At 33.6% G+C, this 20058-nt stretch carries 23 protein-coding genes; 5 read left to right on the top strand and 18 right to left on the bottom strand.

All coding sequences use genetic code 11. The features are described 5' to 3' along the window. Positions 1–61: 61 nt before the first annotated feature. Positions 62–841, bottom strand: a complete 780-nt coding sequence (locus tag NCCP28_RS01285; RefSeq protein ID WP_248559604.1) for a CAP domain-containing protein — start codon at positions 839–841, stop codon at positions 62–64. Between the two features lie 534 nt (positions 842–1375). Between NCCP28_RS01285 and NCCP28_RS01290 the strand changes: the two genes are divergently transcribed. Next, positions 1376–1621: a DNA alkylation repair protein gene (locus tag NCCP28_RS01290; protein ID WP_248559605.1), complete on the top strand. Its 246-nt coding sequence runs from the start codon at positions 1376–1378 to the stop codon at positions 1619–1621. 75 nt (positions 1622–1696) lie between these two features. Here the strand turns inward: NCCP28_RS01290 and NCCP28_RS01295 are convergent, their stop codons facing one another. The 5 genes from NCCP28_RS01295 to deoD all read right to left on the bottom strand — a co-directional run bounded on the left by NCCP28_RS01295 (position 1697) and on the right by deoD (position 7198). Next, positions 1697–2533 (bottom strand): hypothetical protein, encoded by an 837-nt coding sequence (locus NCCP28_RS01295; RefSeq protein ID WP_248559606.1) that lies wholly within the window; start codon positions 2531–2533, stop codon positions 1697–1699. Between the two features lie 97 nt (positions 2534–2630). Next, positions 2631–3542, bottom strand: coding sequence for a CobW family GTP-binding protein (locus NCCP28_RS01300; protein ID WP_248559607.1), 912 nt, complete (start codon positions 3540–3542; stop codon positions 2631–2633). Positions 3543–3608: 66 nt separating this feature from the next. After that, a complete protein-coding gene (locus tag NCCP28_RS01305) occupies positions 3609–5105 on the bottom strand; it encodes a lmo1851 family serine protease (protein ID WP_282579512.1) in 1497 nt (498 codons plus the stop codon). 461 nt (positions 5106–5566) lie between these two features. Further along, entirely contained in the window at positions 5567–6421 is an 855-nt protein-coding gene (locus NCCP28_RS01310; RefSeq protein WP_248559608.1) for a M15 family metallopeptidase, read from the bottom strand. Between the two features lie 75 nt (positions 6422–6496). Then, positions 6497–7198 carry a purine-nucleoside phosphorylase gene (gene deoD, locus NCCP28_RS01315; protein WP_101176681.1) on the bottom strand — a complete coding sequence of 234 codons (702 nt, stop codon included), beginning with the start codon at positions 7196–7198 and terminating at the stop codon, positions 6497–6499. Positions 7199–7438: 240 nt separating this feature from the next. On the opposite strand from deoD, the gene NCCP28_RS23550 reads away from it, so the two are divergent. After that, positions 7439–7564, top strand: coding sequence for a hypothetical protein (locus tag NCCP28_RS23550; protein WP_268877060.1), 126 nt, complete (start codon positions 7439–7441; stop codon positions 7562–7564). Positions 7565–7745: 181 nt separating this feature from the next. Here NCCP28_RS23550 and NCCP28_RS01320 read toward each other — a convergent pair whose 3' ends face one another. The 3 genes from NCCP28_RS01320 to NCCP28_RS01330 form a co-directional block, all read right to left on the bottom strand. Next, complete coding sequence (locus NCCP28_RS01320) at positions 7746–8513, bottom strand: sporulation protein (protein WP_248559609.1); 768 nt, start codon at positions 8511–8513, stop codon at positions 7746–7748. A gap of 20 nt (positions 8514–8533) precedes the next feature. Next, positions 8534–9298 (bottom strand): serine/threonine protein kinase, encoded by a 765-nt coding sequence (locus NCCP28_RS01325; protein WP_248559610.1) that lies wholly within the window; start codon positions 9296–9298, stop codon positions 8534–8536. 380 nt (positions 9299–9678) lie between these two features. Continuing rightward, positions 9679–9849 (bottom strand): YozD family protein, encoded by a 171-nt coding sequence (locus NCCP28_RS01330; RefSeq protein WP_248559611.1) that lies wholly within the window; start codon positions 9847–9849, stop codon positions 9679–9681. Between the two features lie 162 nt (positions 9850–10011). On the opposite strand from NCCP28_RS01330, the gene NCCP28_RS01335 reads away from it, so the two are divergent. Then, positions 10012–10170, top strand: a complete 159-nt coding sequence (locus NCCP28_RS01335; protein ID WP_248559612.1) for a hypothetical protein — start codon at positions 10012–10014, stop codon at positions 10168–10170. A 42-nt stretch (positions 10171–10212) separates the two neighbouring features. Here the strand turns inward: NCCP28_RS01335 and NCCP28_RS01340 are convergent, their stop codons facing one another. The 4 genes from NCCP28_RS01340 to msrA all read right to left on the bottom strand — a co-directional run bounded on the left by NCCP28_RS01340 (position 10213) and on the right by msrA (position 13338). Further along, on the bottom strand, positions 10213–10908 hold the full coding sequence (locus NCCP28_RS01340) for a hypothetical protein (RefSeq protein ID WP_248559613.1): 696 nt from the start codon (positions 10906–10908) through the stop codon (positions 10213–10215). A 772-nt stretch (positions 10909–11680) separates the two neighbouring features. Continuing rightward, positions 11681–11911, bottom strand: coding sequence for a YozE family protein (locus NCCP28_RS01345; RefSeq protein ID WP_248559614.1), 231 nt, complete (start codon positions 11909–11911; stop codon positions 11681–11683). Between the two features lie 466 nt (positions 11912–12377). Beyond that, the gene (gene msrB / locus NCCP28_RS01350) at positions 12378–12809 is read right to left on the bottom strand and encodes a peptide-methionine (R)-S-oxide reductase MsrB (RefSeq protein WP_248559615.1); all 432 of its coding nucleotides are present in this window, start codon (positions 12807–12809) and stop codon (positions 12378–12380) included. Then, complete coding sequence (gene msrA / locus NCCP28_RS01355) at positions 12799–13338, bottom strand: peptide-methionine (S)-S-oxide reductase MsrA (RefSeq protein WP_248559616.1); 540 nt, start codon at positions 13336–13338, stop codon at positions 12799–12801. The genes msrB and msrA overlap by 11 nt, the downstream gene beginning before the upstream one ends. Positions 13339–13529: 191 nt before the next feature. On the opposite strand from msrA, the gene NCCP28_RS01360 reads away from it, so the two are divergent. Beyond that, entirely contained in the window at positions 13530–14291 is a 762-nt protein-coding gene (locus NCCP28_RS01360; protein ID WP_248559617.1) for a DUF4397 domain-containing protein, read from the top strand. Between the two features lie 117 nt (positions 14292–14408). On the opposite strand, the gene NCCP28_RS01365 is transcribed toward NCCP28_RS01360, so the two are convergent. The 5 genes from NCCP28_RS01365 to ilvA form a co-directional block, all read right to left on the bottom strand. Next, on the bottom strand, positions 14409–14990 hold the full coding sequence (locus tag NCCP28_RS01365) for a YpmS family protein (RefSeq protein ID WP_248559618.1): 582 nt from the start codon (positions 14988–14990) through the stop codon (positions 14409–14411). 63 nt (positions 14991–15053) lie between these two features. Continuing rightward, positions 15054–15869, bottom strand: a complete 816-nt coding sequence (locus NCCP28_RS01370) for an SGNH/GDSL hydrolase family protein (protein WP_248559619.1) — start codon at positions 15867–15869, stop codon at positions 15054–15056. 591 nt (positions 15870–16460) lie between these two features. Continuing rightward, entirely contained in the window at positions 16461–16634 is a 174-nt protein-coding gene (locus NCCP28_RS01375; protein WP_248559620.1) for a DUF2639 domain-containing protein, read from the bottom strand. A 110-nt stretch (positions 16635–16744) separates the two neighbouring features. Then, the gene (locus NCCP28_RS01380; RefSeq protein WP_248559621.1) at positions 16745–17587 is read right to left on the bottom strand and encodes a DegV family protein; all 843 of its coding nucleotides are present in this window, start codon (positions 17585–17587) and stop codon (positions 16745–16747) included. A 383-nt stretch (positions 17588–17970) separates the two neighbouring features. Continuing rightward, complete coding sequence (gene ilvA / locus NCCP28_RS01385) at positions 17971–19236, bottom strand: threonine ammonia-lyase IlvA (RefSeq protein ID WP_248559622.1); 1266 nt, start codon at positions 19234–19236, stop codon at positions 17971–17973. Between the two features lie 198 nt (positions 19237–19434). On the opposite strand from ilvA, the gene trhA reads away from it, so the two are divergent. Then, positions 19435–20058: a PAQR family membrane homeostasis protein TrhA gene (gene trhA / locus NCCP28_RS01390; RefSeq protein ID WP_248559623.1), complete on the top strand. Its 624-nt coding sequence runs from the start codon at positions 19435–19437 to the stop codon at positions 20056–20058.

The raw sequence follows: 20058 nt of genomic DNA on the forward strand, positions 1-20058 counted from the left end.
CACCAGTCTAAAAAACCTAAAAGGCTATGGCGCCTTTTAGGTTTTAAATTGCTGCTAGTTTTTATTTGCCAATAAATTGTTGTGTCCAGTAGTTGCCATTCGCTACATGCCCCACTCCAATATGCGTAAATTTGCTGCTTAAGATATTGGCACGGTGTCCTTCACTATTCATCCATGCTTTTACAACTTCTTCTGGAGTAGTTTGGCCTTTTGCAATATTTTCGCCTGCTGCTTTATAAGAAATTCCAAATTGTTTCATCATATCAAATGGGCTTCCATAGGTTGGGCTATTATGGTCGAAATAATTATTTTTACTCATATCCTGTGATTTCGCGCGAGCTACTTTGCTTAATTCTGTATCTAATGTTAATGCAGATAAGCCATTTTTTGCTCTCTCTTTATTTGTTAACTCTACTACTTGCTTTTCAAATGCACTTACAGTTGATGTTGCTTGTGTAGACGTGCTTGTAGCTGGAGTTGTTGCTGCTGGTTTTTGTGTTGCTGTATTTGCTGTTGCTGCTGGTTTTTGTGTTGTTGTATTTGTTGTTGTTGCTGGTTTTTGTGTTGTTGTAGCAGGTTTGTTAGTAGCGGTACTTGCTTTTGCCGCTTGTCCATTTTGCAATTCAGCCATTAATTTATTAATATCCACTGTACCTGTTGCTGCATATTTTTTTAATAGATTATTTATTTGATCTTGATTTAAATTATATGATTGATAAATAACTTTTGCATTTTGTACTGGTGCTGTATTCGATGCTGCATCTGCTTTGTTCACCATTGGGTTAGACATTAATAATGCTGACGCTGCTGCCACTGATAAAATCATGTTTTTCTTCTTCATATATTAAGATCCTCCTTGGATGCTGAACTTAGTAGTTTAATAGTTTTTTATTTGTGTGCTCCGTCTTACAAACAAATCATATCATAGGTTTTTTGTCATATTTGTGGAAATATCTCTCAAATTAAAAAGAGATTAAAAGATTATAAAATAAAAAATTAAGGAGAATTTAAGAAAGCTAGATATATCAATAACAAACTGAATTTATTTTTACAAAATATGCCACTTAAGAAATATCCATAAAAGGAGAAATCCATTAATAAAAACCATATTTTAGATCAAATTAACTATTGACAAGTTTTTAAAAATCGAGTAAATATGTCTTTTATTACAACCTGATAACATAAAATGCAATAAAATGGACTCTATTACAATTCAAAAAGGCATTAATAGGATAAATAAATTAATTATTGCTTATATGGATAGAAATGGTTGTTTTTTATATAACAAAAGCAAACATTCTATCTATGTGGATAAAAATACCGAAACGGGAAAAAATAATAAGGTAAGAATTTATATAAAGAATGGAGTAATAATATGACAGCACCGTATTGCTGCCCCAACTGCAAAACAAATAGAAGCAGATTTAACCTTATTCAGCAAGTAGCCCAGTCTGTTAAATTAGATCCTCAAACTGGAAATATCTTAGAAGAGTATTCACAAGAAAATCTATCTCCATTTCACATGGCTTACAAGGGGCCAGAGTATCGTATTCAATGTGCTGCATGTGGGTTAGTGGAAGATGAAAAAACATTCGCTAAGTTTGGAGAAATGAAACAATAAGCAAAGGCAAAAAACTGCCTCTTCCATTTTGAAGAATCATTTGCAATGGAAGAGGCAGTTTTTTTAATTTTTCACTTATTTGCTTTTGTTCAAATAATTAGGATATACAACCACTTTCCATGGTTCTAGTTCAGAGTTTCTGATTAACATGATTTTTTTTGTTTCTTTAAAAGGCTTTCTATTTTCTAAATAAATTTGCCATTCAACGGAATATTCCTTTATTGTACCGGCATCATAACTAGTTATTTCTTTCAAATCCATTAAACGAATATTTTCTAAGGAAGCTAATTCCTTTTTCCATTCAAGCTTTTCTGTTGCCATTTGTTTTAAGATAAAGGTGTCTTGTTCTTTTATTCCTGCGACAAAAGAAACTACTACTTCTTTTGCATCCAAATGGTCTAGATAGTCTGGAAGCGCACCAGCTGCTTTATAAACCATCAACATATGAGATATATCCATTTTATCGCTTTTATGTGTAGTGCTTCCAAGAAAATGGACACAAAAATGGCCAGGGAAATTATTATTTAATGCCCCAGCACCATGCGGCATGCCATGCATGGAAGCAGCAATCCATTGATCATTGGCCAGTACAATAATGGCTCTTCTTTTCCAACTCCATTTCCCATGATAAATCTCTTTTAAGATTTTTGTATCTTCTGGTGTAAGAGGTTGAACATCCGCATGCTGACTACCAGCTCTTCTTTGCACATGAAATATTTTCTTTGATTCTATATCTAAAATAGTAAACTTGCTGTATCTAGGCACTATTTTATCTGCTTCTGTCCATGGAAGCAATTCTATATCATGCCCCAAAGAAAAATCATCTGAATTTTCCTCTTTTGCATAAATAACATCTTGTAGTTGAAATAGCACTAAAAACCATATTGTCAGTAATAAAAGTTTTTTCAGCATGTTTACCATCCTTCTTTTTTTCTAATGAAAGTTTGCCCTTTATATGCAATTTTCACTACTGTAAAAAGAAGGTAAATCGAATAAGCTATATAGCAGATTATAATCGTTCTAATTTTTGTTCGATTTCTTTCCAATCGATATTTTCTCCAATAAACACCATATTCAAAGGTAGATTCATCTCTTCTTTCATAAAAATAGGAGTACCATAGGAATATTGAAAAAGATCCGGGTAGGCTGAATTTTCAAATTGCACATATCCTTTTATACGATAAATTGTCTCAGGCAATAATCTTAAAAAAGTGTCAAACTTCTCAAAAGAAATCTTCTTTTTGAATGTATATATATAAGAAGTCAGCTGCATGCTTTGAATGGTAGTGCGCTCTATCTCTTTATGAAAATGCGCTTCAATATTTTGGATTTTGCTGTAAGGAATTTTGCTATGATCGGTCAATAAAGCAGGAGCAAAAGGATTTATTCCCTGCACCTCCATCGTAATTCGTGCTTTCTGTTCTTCTGTTAATTTATCCTGTTTATTAATGATAAGTAAATTGGCATGGCGCACTTGCTCTAATAATAATTGCTGAATAACAGGACTAAGTTCCCTGCGATTAAGCCATTGTAATCCATCGACTACCGTAATAATGCCTTTAAGTTGCAATCTATGTGCAAGCAAGGGGGAAAGAATTGTATCTATTGTCTCTACAGGATGTGCTGCCCCTGTTGTTTCTAAATAAATCACATCTGGGTTTTCTTCTATTAATAATGTTTGCAGCTGGGCTTCCAACTTATCTTGAATGGTACAGCAAACACATCCTCCTAAAAGTTCCTTTAAAGGAATATCTTTATCCACTTCATTGGAATCAATGGAAATGCTCCCGAATTCATTCATAAGCACTGCCACTTTTCGATCTGCTTTTTTTTCTTTTATTAATAATTCTTTTAATAAAGTTGTTTTGCCACTTCCTAAAAAACCAGACAATATATAGATTTCCGTTTTATTTGTATGCATATATTGCTCCTTTAATTGCTTAAAGGGCGACATGTTGTAAACATGTCGCCCCTCAAGCAGACTTTTTTACTTTTTCATTTCTTTTTTCAACACTTCAATTGCCTTTTTCATTTGTGTATCATTCTTTTTAATTTTTTCGCTAAGCTTAGACATTAGCTTTGCTGTTGTATCTCCAGTAAGTACTCCAGTTTCTTTTAACTTTTCTTTTTTCTGGAAATCTTTTACTGCCTTTTCCGTACTTTCATCAAAATATCCATTTGCATGATCGAGTTTATAGCCTAATGCTTTAAGCATTTGCTGCGCCGTTTTTACTTCATCTGAATTGCTGTCTTTTTTTAATTTAGATTCTGGATTAATGATTGTTAAATTTGCATAGCTTGGCAACTGCACCTTATAAGTTGGTTCAATTCCTTTGCCGTGAATCCAGCTTCCATTTGGAGTCAGCCATTTATCTGTCGTATATTTTATATTGCTTCCATCTGATAAATCGGTAGCGCTTTGCACAGTTCCTTTACCAAATGATTTTACGCCGACAAGAGGAACTCCTGCAGACTGATTAACAGCACCTGCCAAAATTTCTGAAGCGCTCGCACTGCCCCCATCAATAATTACAACTAATGGCAGATCGGTGCCGCTGCTGTTTTCCGATGCAGCTTTTTCAATTTTGCCATTTTTATGTTCTACTTGGAAAATCACTTTCCCATTTGGAACAAAAAGATTGGCGATTTTTTGCACTTCTGTTAAGAGTCCACCAGGATTTTGTCTTAAATCTAATACAATTCCTTTCATGCCTTTTTCCTGAAATTCATTTAGTTTATCGACAAGTTCTGTGGATGTATTTTCAGAAAAACTGGTTATTTGAATTTCTGCAATTCCATCCTTATTTAATTCCCCATAAACGGTTTCAATTGGAATCGTATCACGAACAATTGAAATCTCCATTGGCTTTTCAACACCGGTTCTTTGAATTTGCAATTCTACTTTCGTTCCTTTTTCTCCGCGAATAAGTAGTACAGCTTCTGAAGAACTCATTCCTTGCAGAGCTTTTCCGTCAACAGAAAGAATTATGTCATTTGGCTTTAAACCCGCTTTTTCAGCTGGAGATCCTTTAATTGGGGACACAATGACAATTTCATTATTATTTTGTTGAATTTCTGCCCCAATTCCTTCAAAGGAAGAAGAAATGTTTTCATGAAAACTGCTTGCTTCTTCTTCATTCATATAATCAGAATAAGGATCATCCAATGAAGTGAACATGCCATCAATTGCCCCATTCACTAAATCCTTTGTATCAATATCTTTATAATAGTTTTCCTTTAATGTATCATAAGCTGAAAATAATTTATTAAATTCACTGCGGTCTGTCCCAACATTTACTGCTTTTTCATCGCCAAAAGCCAAAGCGATTGTTGTAATGCCTGCAGCTAATATGACGGTGAAAAAAATCAGCATCACAAAATAAAACTTTTTTATCCGTATGTAGCTTGACTCATTATCAGATGATTCCTTTTCTAAAGGTTCATTCTCCTTATTTTCATTCTCCAAATGCTTCACCACTTTCATTAACCAACATCATGTTTTATGCACTAAAATGCCTTAATGACTAAAATACCAAATAAAATGGAATATTCCTTAAACAAACAATGAACAAATTATGAACAAATCAAACTAATTCCTTGAAAGGTTTGTACTAATTCTACTCTCTCGCAAAAATTATTCCTTCCCATTTATCAAGAATAACAATTGGCTGATTAATGTTTATATTTGTTTTCTTTATGCAAGGCTGTTTTCGTAAACTTTGTTGCTTTTAAAAAAGCAGGATGATTTTCGTTTCAGGATGCTCGCTTTCCGTGGGGAGGGCGGTAAGCTGCAAGATCTCACTTGTCCCGTTAATCTCATAAAAGTCTCGCACCTTTCACTCCAATCAACCTGTTTTAACCATGGATTTACTCATGGAAACTATCCGAAAACAACAATCGTTTAGAAAACAGCCTTTTTTTAAAAAGATATTGTTTTATCTTTCCTTATATTTTCTTTACAATTTGGAAATATTCTTCAAGGGTCCAATCATTATCATAAATGTCCTTAGCCGATTTTTCCCCTACATAACGGAAATGCCATGGCTCAAATTTATAGCCTGTAATCTTGTCTTTGCCTTCTGGATAACGCAAAATAAAACCAAAATGATGGGCATTATCCTCCAGCCATTTTCCTTCAGCTGTTTTGCCGAAATCATCACTTAATAAAAAATCCGAACTTTCACTAGAAATATCCATGGCAAGTCCTGTTTGATGTTCACTATTGCCAGGATAGGCGACCGCTTGGATAGCCTTCTCTTCCCCTACCCGTTTCACTTCTGCATCAAATAAAACGGTTTGGCGGTCATAAGAACGATATCCTGAAACAGCGTATAATATAACCCCTTCTTTTTTTGCTTGTGCAAACATTTTTTCCAATGCCTCTGCCGCTGCTTTTCTCATATAGCTTTTTTCAATATCTTGATCGCCAAAAGAAAAAGCGACATTAGGCCTTACCAAATCTTCTGGTGCATATCCATCTGGAAGCCCATACTCTTTATTTACTAACGAAACAGTATTTGTTGGGTTTTGAATAATATTGCGGCCATCTACTACTTTTATTTCATTAAAATAATCAGCCTCTAATGTAAATGGAGATGTTTCCTGTTCGCTGCTTTTTTCTTTAGTTTCCTTAGATTCCGTACCGCTAGTATTGATTTCTTTTTTTTCTGGTTTCTCTTTTTCTGCCGTGTTCTCCTCATCTGAATGCAAAAACGGTATATTTTTTTCTAAATCATCCAGACTTTTACAGCCTGATAACAGCAAAACGGCCAAAAAAGAGAGAGCTGCTACTTTTTTCATTTTTTCACCTTTTTTTTCGAATATTTACATTTCCCTTTAAGTCAATCAGTTTTTGCTGATTTTTTTAAAACCACCTTATTTAATGGCTGCTTCTAATGCAACTTCAACCATATCGCTGAATGTTGTTTGTCGCTCCTCGGCTGTTGTTTCTTCCCCTGTTAGAATATGGTCGCTGACAGTTAAAACAGATAATGCTTTTCGATTAAATTTTGCAGCTAATGTATATAATGCCGCCGATTCCATTTCAATTGCTAAAATTTGATACTTTGCCCATTTTTCAAGCTCTGAATTATCATTATAAAACATATCTGCTGTAAAAACATTCCCTACCTTTAAGGATAATCCTTTTGCTTCTCCTACTTCATACGCTTTTTTTAACAAATCAAAATTTGCAGTTGGAGCATAATCTACTCCTCCAAATGTTAAACGGTTCATTTGTGAATCTGTTGAAGCGCTCATTGCTAAAATAACGTCGCGCACTTTTACATCTTTTTGGATTGCTCCGCATGTTCCGACACGAATAAGATTTTGCACATTATAGCTTGAAATTAATTCATTCACATAAATAGCAAGGGATGGAACCCCCATGCCTGTGCCTTGAACAGAAATTCTTTTGCCTTTATATGTTCCGGTATACCCAAACATATTTCGTACTTCATTATAACAAACTGCCGATTCCAAAAAGTTTTCTGCAATATATTTTGCTCTCAGCGGATCCCCCGGCAAAAGCACCGTTTCTGCAATTTCATCTGTTTTTGCTCCAATATGTACACTCATTTTTATGAACCTCCATTAATTAATGCATAAACCCATTTAATAGTATTAGCTGGACAATTGTTTTTACTATTTTGTCACTATTTGTACTATATCATATTCTATTTTTATGATAAACACATTTAATTTCAGGATAACTAACAAGTCCCTGGATAAACTAACATTAGTTTTTCTGATATAGCAGAAAAACATGCTTATTGATTTTTATTTTCTACAAATTCAAGAAATAAAAAGGAGACTATTATGGGCAAAAAACATCGAAATAGGATTAATTCTCCAAAAAAAAATAACCATATACCAAAAGAAGCAATAATCGCTGAACAAGAAGCACATGGGAAAGAATTTTCTGCAAAAGAACGAAAAAATTAGCAAAAAAATAGACGTGTGATTATTTTTTTCACACGTCTGAGGCTGTCGACAAACGCTCGCTTTTTTCGTTGCTCGCCCTGTTCGGATGCTAACCCACCCCGCTCCTTTCAAGGCTTTGTGACTTGATGCGACAAACGTTTTTGATCAGCCTCATATACTTTCAAACACTATAAATAAGCATTTAAGAGTATGTTTGCACCATATTAAATAATTGCTGTTTAATGATATCCTTTTCTTCATCCTTGATCGTAATGTTGATAAATCGTTCATCCAAATCAAGTGCTTCTGCAAATAAGCCGCCTAAACCTCTAGCTTTTTTATCGACTTGTACAACCAGTTCTATTAACTTATCGTCAACAGTTAAAAAAGATAGTTCTATTTCATCAAGTTTGCCATAAAATGAACCGGAAACGGGCACATATTCTAATTCTTGCACAAAAGGAATCCCATTCCTTCTGTAGGACGATTCTTTGCACTCTACTTGTTTCAGCTGAAAACCTAATTCAGATACAGCGGATAGCAGTTTATTCACTAATTTATTAGGCTGCACTTCTACATAATCTTGGTCACTAGGATCAATGGCATTTTTAATATCCAATCCTGTTGAAATCCAAACCTTTGTTTTTCCTAAAGTGAATGGAGCATATAGAGAGAGTGGAAATGAAAATGGGATCGTTTTTTGTTCATTTGCACCAATTTCCAGTCTTTCTCCTACTAAAAAGGAATCAATAACACATGATTCTGTATATGTTCGATCATTGGATTCCTTTTCATATGTTGCATGTAAACGCAAATAAATATTGTCAATTTTTTGTGCCAAATTGCCCCCTTTAATAACTATTTCTCCTTCCACTAATTTCCCGTGGGATAAGATATGCTGATGCAAAACCGTATCCACTTTAGCAGAACCAATTCCTATGCTTGCCAATGCTTTTTGAAAAAATGACATGATAAAGTTCCCCCAATTTTTTATTCCTTTAACAATAATAATGCTTTCTTTATTTGCTGGCAATTGCGAAAAGGCTCTTCTATTGCCAACAGCTTTTTTAACAGCGTTTGCACTTCCCCTGTCAGCTGCAATTCTTCTTGCCAGCTTTTCTCTTTTTGCTTGTCCTCCGATTCATAAGAAGAATATAATAAAAACAGCAAAATTTGACCAATGCCAAAAAAATCATCTGCAAACAAATCTGCTTCTTCTCTTTTGCACTTTTTTGCTAATCCAAAATCAATCAATTTCAATTGATTATTTGCCACGATAAGATTAGGAAGATGTATATCTCGATGCACAATATAATTTTTATGCAGTGTATCAACCAGTTCCACAAGTTTCAGCCCAAATTGAAATACTTGTTTTTCACTCCACTTTTGCTTTTCATCAAATAGCCATGCTTCCAGCGTTTTCCCTTTGATAAACTCCATCGTAAAATAAGGAATGTTTCCATCAATAAAACCCCTGTCATAAAACCTAGGAAAAAAAGAACTATTTAATGACAGCAATATATCCTGTTCTTGCTGAAATCTTTTTTTTTCTTTTTTTCTTATTCTTTTATGCAATCGCAGTGTTTTTAACACAACTTCCCGTTTTTGCATCTCATCATAAACTAAATAGATGTATCCATATCCTCCACGTCCAAGAAAAGAACGAATTATATATCGATCAGAAATAATTTTATTTTCTTTAAATGGATTTTCTAATATTTTTAAAAAAGTGCTTAATATAATTTTTTCCTCCAATATCAGCTGCTGTAAAAGCTTGATGAGCCTTTCCTTCGTTTTCCTTTATAATATTTATGCCCCATATGTTGCCCTCTATTTTTATAAGTGCTTTTCCATCTGCTGCTTGAAGAATAATATCTTTTATGTTTATTTTTCCCTAAAAAATATTTTAATAGTTTTTTTAGCAAGGTCACTCTCCTCCTTTCTTTACATACGTTCTACTTCTGAAAAAGGTTCCGGTTTTTATTTATTTTATTAGCTCTCTTTACAGTCTGCACTATCTTATTTTTCCAGAGCATCTATATGTAAAAAGGCGAGAAATCATCCCCTCCCGCAAACTGTTGATTAATACTATCCCAGTTTTGCACAATGGAATTTTCTCGCCCTCATTTATTCTATTATTCTTCCGTTTCTTCATCAATGATACATTTGTCTAATAAATATTCGAATGTAATGTCAGCCAATTCTTCAATCTCACCCTCTGTGGGAACGTATCCCCGCTTCAATAGCTCACGAAAGAAAAACTCTGCGATTTCCTCCGTATCTATTATTACATCAATTTCTTTCAAGCATATCGCCCCCTTTAAAAAGAATATATGTGACAATTACAAAAAGATGACTTTCTTTGTACAAATTATCTGATAAAACTGGGATTTTTTCAAGAAAAAAGAGACATGTTTTCCCTATTACCCTCATATGATTCAATATATTCTTTTTAGGGGGATTATTCGATGCACACTATCCAGCAAATTATCGATGTTGTCAAAACAGATCTAAATACAGAAAACAGTGAAATACTCTCTCTATTTCAAACATTATTAACTTTCCTTTTCTCCATTATGATGATTTGCGGCATTCCATTTTTGCTTTACTTGTTTTTTCTATTATAAAAAAAGTGAGTCTGCTTTTTGCTTATTTTCTGAAGGCTCCTTTTAAACAATATTTTTATCATCTGAATTAACAAGCATTTTCAGCTTTCGCACTGTAAGTTTCATAACATGTTCATATTCTCGATCATGAAACATTTTAAATAATGAATGATAATCATTATATATATCTAATAATCCATCAATCAATTCTTTTTTTTCCTTTATTCTTTCTAGCAGCTCTTTTTCCGTACCTCGGAAAGAGCTGTTTGTTTTTTTTAAATCTACTGGTTTTTTCTTTTTATCCATCAAATACAGAAGTCCAAGCTTTTGAATAAAAGTATCTGCATTTTCCGCATCCGCTACCAAAGTTAATTCTTCTTCTCCAGCCTCTAACCATTCTCCATCACTGACTCTTGAAAGTTCATAAATAATATCTTCCCACGCATCTGATTTATATCGCCATATTTCCGTCCGAAACCCCACAATTTTAAATAAATTGCTGCCATACCCTTTCACCTTTACCAAATCGCCAATAAAAAATCGATATTCAATATCAATCTTTTCTGATTCCATTAACTCCCCTTCATATTCCGACAACATTTGCAGACTTGATTCTAAATATAACCCTTCACTTTTATTGACTTCATATACATGCATATCATCTAACCATTTGACATCAGTGATTTTGCCAACAGTACCATAGATGGTAATAACAACAGTATCGCCTATTTTAAATTTCGGTTTTTTTCGATTGCTCATAGTTGAATGTCCTCTCTAAACTAGATTGTGAGTTTTATCCCGCAAATTACGGTTTATAAAACCCCCACTCTTTTGTTTAAAGACGTGTTTATGTTAAGGGTGGGGGATTATAAGGGCAGGAGAGTAATTTTCTCAAAAAATTCCATCAGATGTTCTCCTTTATTTTTTATCCTATCGTATATTTTTACTACTATTGTATGCTGAAAAATCACTTTCGCTCATTTTTCCCCTTATGATTACACAGAAAATATTTTTGAGTAATCCCTAAATGGAGCAGCTATTCTTTTATACTGCCTACAAGTGGGATGAAAAGAAGTTTATTTAATACTATGAAGAATTTTCAAACAATATAACGTGTTCATACAAAAGGAAAAAATTCTAAAGGCATTCAGTTTGTACTATTTTTGAGAAATTTCTCATTCATAGAATATTTTTACAGAAACTTCCTATCAGCCTTTGCATTAACACTTCATTTTTTACTACACTCTTTTGTTGCCGGTTTATTCCCCCTCAAAATATTTTTGCATTAAAAACATATTCTTTTCCGTTAAATTACAATAAAAAAAAGCTGTACTCAAAAGGCATTAAACATCATTTTTGAGTACAGCTCCTTATTTTCCACTCTGTTAAACTGATCTTTTGGTGTTCGCTTCAATCCATAAATCATCAAGCGAAAAACACACTTTGTATTTTTTTACCTGCTTTTATTGCAGAAGTTATTAGACAAATTCCCTAACCTGCCATTTAATTAATCAACTTGCCCGTTATTCCCCTAAATATTCTTTTCTTCTTGAAATAAATATGTTTCCCATGCATAATCAAAAGTTCTCATTCCACTTAAATAGTGGGCATTAAGCTCTAAATAGTTGCTGATTTCATCATAATCAGAACTATTTTTAGGAAAGCTATGATCATCATATGCATGATTAGCAAATTCGCTGATATCATCTTTTGGTGCTGGATGACGAAATTTCATTAAAAAATGGTAAAAAGATTTTCCCATAGCCTTTCCATCCTTTATCTAAATAATTTTAAACATACTATACCGAAGAATACTAGATTCGTCTAGTATCTTCTATCCTTAAACATTTTTCCCATCGCTGCAACAAGGTTGCTTTTTTTTCGCTTATTTCATATAAAGTGCTGTACTTCTCTTTCCCTTGAGCGAATATCGAGGGAAAGAGAAGCAGAAATGTTTACAGCCTGCTCAACAACTCTAAAAGCTTTGTTATCTTTTAACAAATGTTTAGAAGAACAGCCTATAACAAAAACCAGCTTAAGACTGCTTGCTGCAAAGTACTTAAACTGGTTTTTTATAAGTTTTCTAACAAATCACATATTTTTATCACATATTAACGGGACTTTGCCCCCAACAACCTAATGAGTTCGACTGACAATCAGTGGAAAATAGAAAAAATCTCTACTGATTGGCATTCGCTTTATTATCTCTACAATCAAGCTTATCTGACTTATTTAGAAAATAACGATAAGTATTTGCCGTACCCCTTCTCTTCCATTTCAGCCTTTGGAATAAACTTTAATGCAGCAGAATTAATGCAGTATCTAAGTCCAGTAGGGTGTGGGCCATCATTAAATACATGGCCTAAATGAGAATCTGCTTCTTTGCTTCTAACTTCTGTCCGAATCATAAAATGGCTAGTATCCTTTTTTTCTGCCACATCTTCTTCTTCAATCGGTTTTGTAAAGCTAGGCCAACCACAGCCAGCATCAAACTTGTCCAGCGAAGAAAAAAGGGCTTTCCCTGAAATGATATCTACATATATTCCTTCTGAAAATTCATCCCAATACTCATTATGAAATGGCGGCTCTGTCCCATTATTTTGCGTGACTTCATATTGAATCGGTGTTAGTTTTTCTTTTAATTCTTGTTTATTTTTCATTAGTATCCCCCCAACTAGTTTTGATAAAATTTGCTCTGCCACTTCCAATATGATAGGAATTATAATGAACTGGATTTTTTTTATAATAATCTTGATGATATTCTTCTGCAGGATAAAACGGTTTGGCAGGCAGTATTTTTGTTGCAATCGGTTTTGCGAAACGTCTGCTTTCCGAAAGCTCTTGTTTTGATTTTTCAGCAAGCTGCTTTTGCTCTTCATTATGATAAAATATCGCCGTTTGGTAAGATTGGCCTCGATCATAAAATTGGCCGAAAGCATCAGTCGGATCAATTTGCTGCCAGTAAACTTGCAATAATTTTTCATATGAATAAATTGTTGCATCAAAAGTTATCTGAACTGCCTCATAATGGCCTGTTGTCTCTGAGCATACTTCTTTATACGTTGGATTTTCCGTATAGCCTCCTGTATAACCAGACTCTACTTTGACGATGCCGGGCTGCTGGTCGAATGGTTTAACCATACACCAGAAACAGCCGCCTGCAAATGTTGCAACCTGATAATTTTGCATGCAAACACCTCTTTCTTTTCCTTCAATCATTCTAATCACACATAAATCGTATTCCCTATAATGCATGCATCTACTCTTACCTTACCTCACTTGACAAAAAAATTGCAAAAACAATGATTGCATAAATAGGCACTAGTTTAGTCAACTAATCATACATTATTAGCATCTATTTACTTACAGGAGTGATCCAAATGAATCCTCATCACGAAGCAAGTCCTATGCATGAAGCAGGTATGTATGACTTATTAGCAGATTACTATAAATATACAAATCCAAACCTTCATATCTTTTATTATCAAAAACATTTGCAAAGCTTACAAAAAGCTTTTGAACAGCCAAATTCGATATTCCCTGATACACAAAGACAAAAAGAGTATGGAAAAATCAGAATGTTGCATGCATCTTTTGATACACCCACTGTTGATATCTATATTAATGGAATACGCATATTTAAAGAACTATCCTTTAAGCAAATGAGCAATGATCTTACTCTTCCTGTGGGCAAATATCAAATCGATGTTTATGAAACTGGTAAAATGGTAAGTACGTATTGCAGCCAAAAGGTTATAGTAGAAAGCAACCTTTACCATACCTTTGCATTTATCGGACAAAAAGAAAAATTAAAGATATATTCCTATAATGAGCATCCTCATGTCCCCTATGGAGAAACAAAACTGCGTTTTATTCATCTTGCACCCAAAACAGATACACTAAAAATTGCCGTACAAAATGGAGATGTCATTTTCCCAAAACTAGAAGCGAAAACAGCTTCTTCTTATCTCGCTTTATCTCCAATGACTGTTTATTTAGAAGCTCGAAAAATAGGAACAAATGAACTTTTGTCTGTTTTTCCGCCTCTTGCTCTAAAAGAAAATAAAGCCTATTCTGCAATGCTGTTAGAGACAAACCGCACAGAATCCCCTATTGAGATTATATTGTTTGCCGCCAATTAATGGAGGAAATGATTAGAAGCAGATTATTGCTAGGGTTGAAAATCAAAAGATGGAGCTGATTCAATGATCTACTAAAACAGGGAAATGTTTTTCCCTTTTTACAGCCCCATCGATTTTTTATTTTGTCGGCAAGATCAGTTTAAGCTGTATTTTATCTTCCAGAAGATCAAATTCTTGCATATTGACACTAAGACCATTTGCTATTTTCATTTCCGTTAAATGCATATACACCGTTTCATCATTCGGATTAATTTCCACCCAGCCAGGCAGCTTATATTGCTGCTGAATAAATTTCATCACATAAGAAACAGGAAGTGGAAGCTTTCCAATGCTAATGGACTTTTGTCTTAAGAGCAAGTTTCCATTTTCTAATGCTTCTGGTTCAAATGTAAGCTTTAAATCGATATCTTGACCAAAAACAGGTAAATAGCCGTACAATTCCACCTCATCTGATAAATTTATTTCATAATGAACAGGTCCATCCAATCCTTCTTTTTCAATATAATAATTAATTATTTTGGTTAAATCTTCTTTATTTGTCGCAACATCCAGACCCACAGCATTTGTTTCGGAACTGCTTATATGATTTACTTTGCTGCTCGGTAAAAAAATTAAGACAGTTAATCCAATAACAATGACTAAATTAACAGCCAACAAGATTAAAAACGCCAATTTCCATTTTTTGTGTCCCACCATCATTCTCCTTCCCTTAAAACATAAAAACATTTCTTTTTTCTATTTTTTTATCCATACAAAAAAGAATTAATCTCCAGATACTTTTGCTAAAAAAGCTGGCAAAGCATCTTTTTCCATTTTTCCATATATTTTTTCTGCTATCAATTCATATCCTTTATCATTAGGATGAAAATAGTCTTTATAAAGCAAATTCATCTTTGCACTTAAAAATAGATCATCAATTTTCACAAAATAAGTATTATCAAATAAAGTTAAAATATTTTCCCCAGTCGCATTCCATTCTGTTACTACATCATTCATTTCATCAATATTAGAAAACCACTTTGTAAACGGATTATATACTCCAACTAAAACAATCATCGCATCAGGATTTTCTTTGCGTATGAGTGTTAATATTCGATGAAGATTCGTTTCGTACAATTTCATTTGTTTTTTAAAGTCTTGCAGCTTTAAATCGGACAAATTTTCACGAACTACTTTCATAATATCATTGCCGCCGATTGTTAAAATTACCAAGTCGCTTTTAGCAATTGATTTTTTCACTTTATCTGTTTGTAATTTTTTTAGCAATTGGTCTGTTTTATTGCCTCGGACTCCATAATTTTCAAATGTAGCTTTTCCAATTCCTTTTTCACTTTCCAACATGTCCTTTAAATAAGGAATATATCCACCTCTATTGGTACTGTCGCCAACTCCTTGTGTTAATGAATCCCCCGCAGAAACAATATGCATATCATAAAAACGAAAAGTTTCTGGCAACTTTTCTTTTGCTGATACCGTCGTCTCTTTTATACTGTTATATTGCAATCCAGTCGTTTGAGTACAAGAAGTTAATAAAAAAAGAGCGATGCATATACTAAGAAAGGTAAATGGTTTTTTCATCTTTAACACCTACCTTTTAGTCAATAATTTATTATAACATATGAAATTCAATTTTTTTCTACCATTATCTTTTATCATGTTATGTGCTACTATGCATAAAAGACAGCTACAAAATTTTTTTCATTTCACCTTTTTTATTCGTACAAAATATAGGGATAAAATAGCTTTCAAACAAAAAAAGACCTATAAAATAGATCTCCAAAGGACAGCTAAAGCAAAACAAACATAACTTTCAGGCTGATAAACGACTGTCTTTGAGGCATGAAGCTTTGAGAAGAGGAGAATTGCCAATTGAGGATTTGAACAAAGCAGGCCGCTCGACTTGTTCTATTCCACAATCAGGAAGATTGACAGTAAACAAACCTTCTCAAGAATGCTAAGTCATCCTTATTTCACCTGATTCCTTTCTTTTATCATCCTTCTTCTAATCAATAAACTCATTTGCAACTAAAGTTTATCTGATCCCCAATAAGTTTTAGCCCCCTTCAATAGCAAAAAACCAGGGGCTGATTCCCCTGGCGCCATTTCATTTTTTATTCCTTTTCTTTCGATAGTATAGAATAGCTTCACATATTGGCCAGAAATCCCATACTATCTAGATTCCCTGTTTAGTTCTTTATCTTGTTGCCCTTTTGTTTCATAATATAAATTGCGAATAATATAAGTTTTATACGTTTCTAGCTTTTTATGCTCAATTGGATGTTTTGAGATTCCTAACTCTTTTAACCTGCTGATATACCATCCCTTTGTACCATAATATGCCATTATCCTCCCTCCATTCCTCTTACTAAATGGATGCGCGTTTAAACAAAGTATTTCTACTTTGGACACTTTACCACCAATATATGAAGGATAAAAGGATATATGACAGAAACTTATTCAATATAATAGCTAAATCCAATAGCCCCTTGACCAGTATGTGTACTGATTACTGGTGTTGTAAAATCGATCTCAACCTTATTAAAACCAGTCAGATTTTCAATTGCTTCTTTTAATTTCAAAGCAAACTCATGGCTGTCAGCATGTGTAATCCCAACACGTTTAATGGTTTTATCTATCGCATCTTCTTTTAAAGCATTCGCCAAATATTTAATGGCCTGAGCTCTGCTGCGAACATTTGTTATTGGTGTATACACGCCCGCCTCTAGGCTGGCAATCGGTTTAATATTTAATAAAGAACCTATTAACGCTTTTGCTTTGCCGATTCTTCCTCCTTTTATTAAATTCTCCAGTGTATCCACCACCACAAATAATTTAGTGTTTTTTTTCACTTGCGAAATTTTTTCGATAATTTCTTTTTTTGTTTTGCCATTTTGTGCACATATTGCTGCCTCTATAACCTGAAAAGCTAACCCTTTTGAAATAAATTGTGAATCAATAACTGTTACATTTGTGTTGGTTAATTCACATGCACTTTGTGCAGAAGCAACAGTTCCACTCATTCCTCCTGTCATATGAATAGAAATAACTTCAAATCCGTTATTCCCTAGTTCCTCATATTTTTCAACAAAAGTTCCTGCAGCTGGTTGAGAACTTTTAGGCAACTCACTTGTTTGCTTCATCTTATATATAAATTCTTCCGGAGTGATATCCACTCTGTCCAAATATGTTTCACCATCTATGGAAATGGAAAGGGGCACTACTTCTATTTCGTATTTTTCTAATTCCTCTTGTGACAAATCTACCGTTGAATCGGTTACTATTTTTATTTTTTTCATAACACACTTCCCTAAATAATCTTTTTGCAAAAATCTTTAAGCGCTTTCTCTTTAAACACTTATTATACCGTATGCCAAATGTTTTGTATAATGATTTCCTAAGAGGCAGTTAGTATCCATAACTTCCAGCAGTTTTTTTGCGGACAGTTATGTTCCAAAAACAGTGTAATTAGCTTTTTATAGAAAAAAGGTTGCCTTTTTTGTGTCTTTTTTTTTGATTTTCCCTGCATTTTTTATTGCTTTGTTTCATTTTTTTTAAAATAGCTATTTTTTGACAAAAAATCAACATTTTCAAATTCAGCTTCTATTCACGTGCAAAACTGCAAATAAAAAAGCCTGCGTCATTCATTATCCGCAGAATTTTTTATTTGCTATCGATTAAGTTATACCAACAAATGGAATAGATTAGAGTCTTTATTAATTTCCTTGTATGAAAATCCTTTTTTATCCATTCTTTCAATTAAACCATTATAATCTTCTCTATATTTTAATTCTAACCCGACAAGTGCAGGTCCATTCTCTTTGTTATTCTTTTTTGTATATTCAAATCTTGTTATATCATCTTCTGGCCCTAATACCTCATCTAAAAATTCTCTTAATGCGCCTGCTCTTTGAGGGAAATTAACAATAAAATGATATAATAATCCTTCATGCAATAAAGATCGTTCTTTAATCTCCTGCATTCTGTCAATATCATTATTGCCGCCGCTTATTACAACAACCACATTTTTCCCTTTAATTTGTTCCTTGTAGAAATCCAATGCTGCAACTGGCAGAGCTCCGGCTGGTTCTGCTACAATCGCATGTTCATTATACAAAGATAAAATCGAAGTACATACTTTTCCTTCAGGCACAAGCACAATATCATCCAATAATTCTTGGCATATTTCCAAATTTTTCTGTCCTACACATTTAACCGCAGCACCATCGACAAACTTATCAATTTTATTCAGTGTCACTAGCTTGTTTTGTGCAATAGATTCTTGCATAGAGGGAGCGCCTAGTGGCTCCACTCCGATCATTTTTGTTTGTGGAGATACGCTTTTTACATAAGTGCTCAACCCCGCCATTAAGCCGCCTCCGCCAATGCTTGCGAAAACATAATCAATGGGATCATCACTGTCATTCATAATTTCAACTGCTACAGTGCCTTGGCCAGCGATCACATTTTCATCATTAAAAGGATGGATAAAGGCCCTTTCTTCCATCTCTGCACAAGCAACTGCCTCTACATAGGAATCATCAAATGTATCTCCTGTCAGAATAATCTCCACATTATCTTTTCCGAACATTTTAACTTGGCTTACTTTTTGTTTAGGTGTAGTTGCAGGCATAAAAATTTTTCCATGCACATCTAAATATTTGCAGGCATAAGCAACCCCTTGTGCATGATTTCCAGCACTTGCACAAACTATACCATTTTTGGTTTTTTCCTTTTCGAGCATTATCATGGAATAAAATGCTCCTCGTAATTTAAACGAGCGCACATGCTGCAAATCTTCTCTTTTTAGATAAATATTACACTCATATTTTTCAGAAAGTCTTTGATTTTTTTGTAAAGGAGTATGGGCTACTATGTCTTTAATTCTCTGGTACGCAATCATAATATCCTCCAATTGCACCCATTTTTTCATAACCTTTTGTTCCATATCCTCATACCTCATTTCTTCCCTATATTAATTTGTACATTATACCATGATACCGCATTAATTCCATCATATAAATTCAATTTTTTAGATATTTTGAATTTTTTAACTAAATTGAATGCGTAAAATTTTAAAATGATTGATTATTTGTTTTTCTAATAATATTGCGATAAAATTAATCTTTAAGGAGTGATTAAATCGATGGGTTTTTCCACAAAAGAAGAAATAGCTAATTCAATTACACATGGTATTGGTTTTATTTTAAGTATTCCTGCCCTTGTTCTATTAATTATTTTTGCAGCAAAAGACGGGGATCCTTGGCGCATTGTCTGTTTTACAATATTTGGATCAACCATGATTATTTTATATTTGTGTTCCACCCTTCTTCATAGCGCAAAAAATAAAAAACTGAAAGACTTATTTGAAATTTTCGATCACTCTGCCATTTATTTGCTAATAGCTGGCACCTATACCCCATTTGTGCTGCTTTCCATAAAAGGTGCTTTGGGATGGACATTATTTGGTGTTGTATGGGCACTAGCTATAGGCGGAATTGTTTTTAAATGTTATTTTGTAAAAAAATTTTTGATTATATCAACCGTTCTTTATGTAATAATGGGATGGCTCATTGTCCTGGGAATTGTACCCTTGTATCATGCAATTGGCACATCGGGATTTATTCTTCTATTTTTAGGAGGCATCCTTTATACAGTCGGCAGCATTTTTTATATTCTGCAGAAAATCCCTTATTTTCATGCAGTTTGGCATATTTTTGTGCTATGCGGAAGCACTTTTATGTACCTATGCATATTGTTTTATGTCTAA

It is taken from the genome of Niallia sp. NCCP-28 (assembly GCF_023168165.1).
Classification (GTDB): Bacteria; Bacillota; Bacilli; order Bacillales; family Cytobacillaceae; genus Niallia.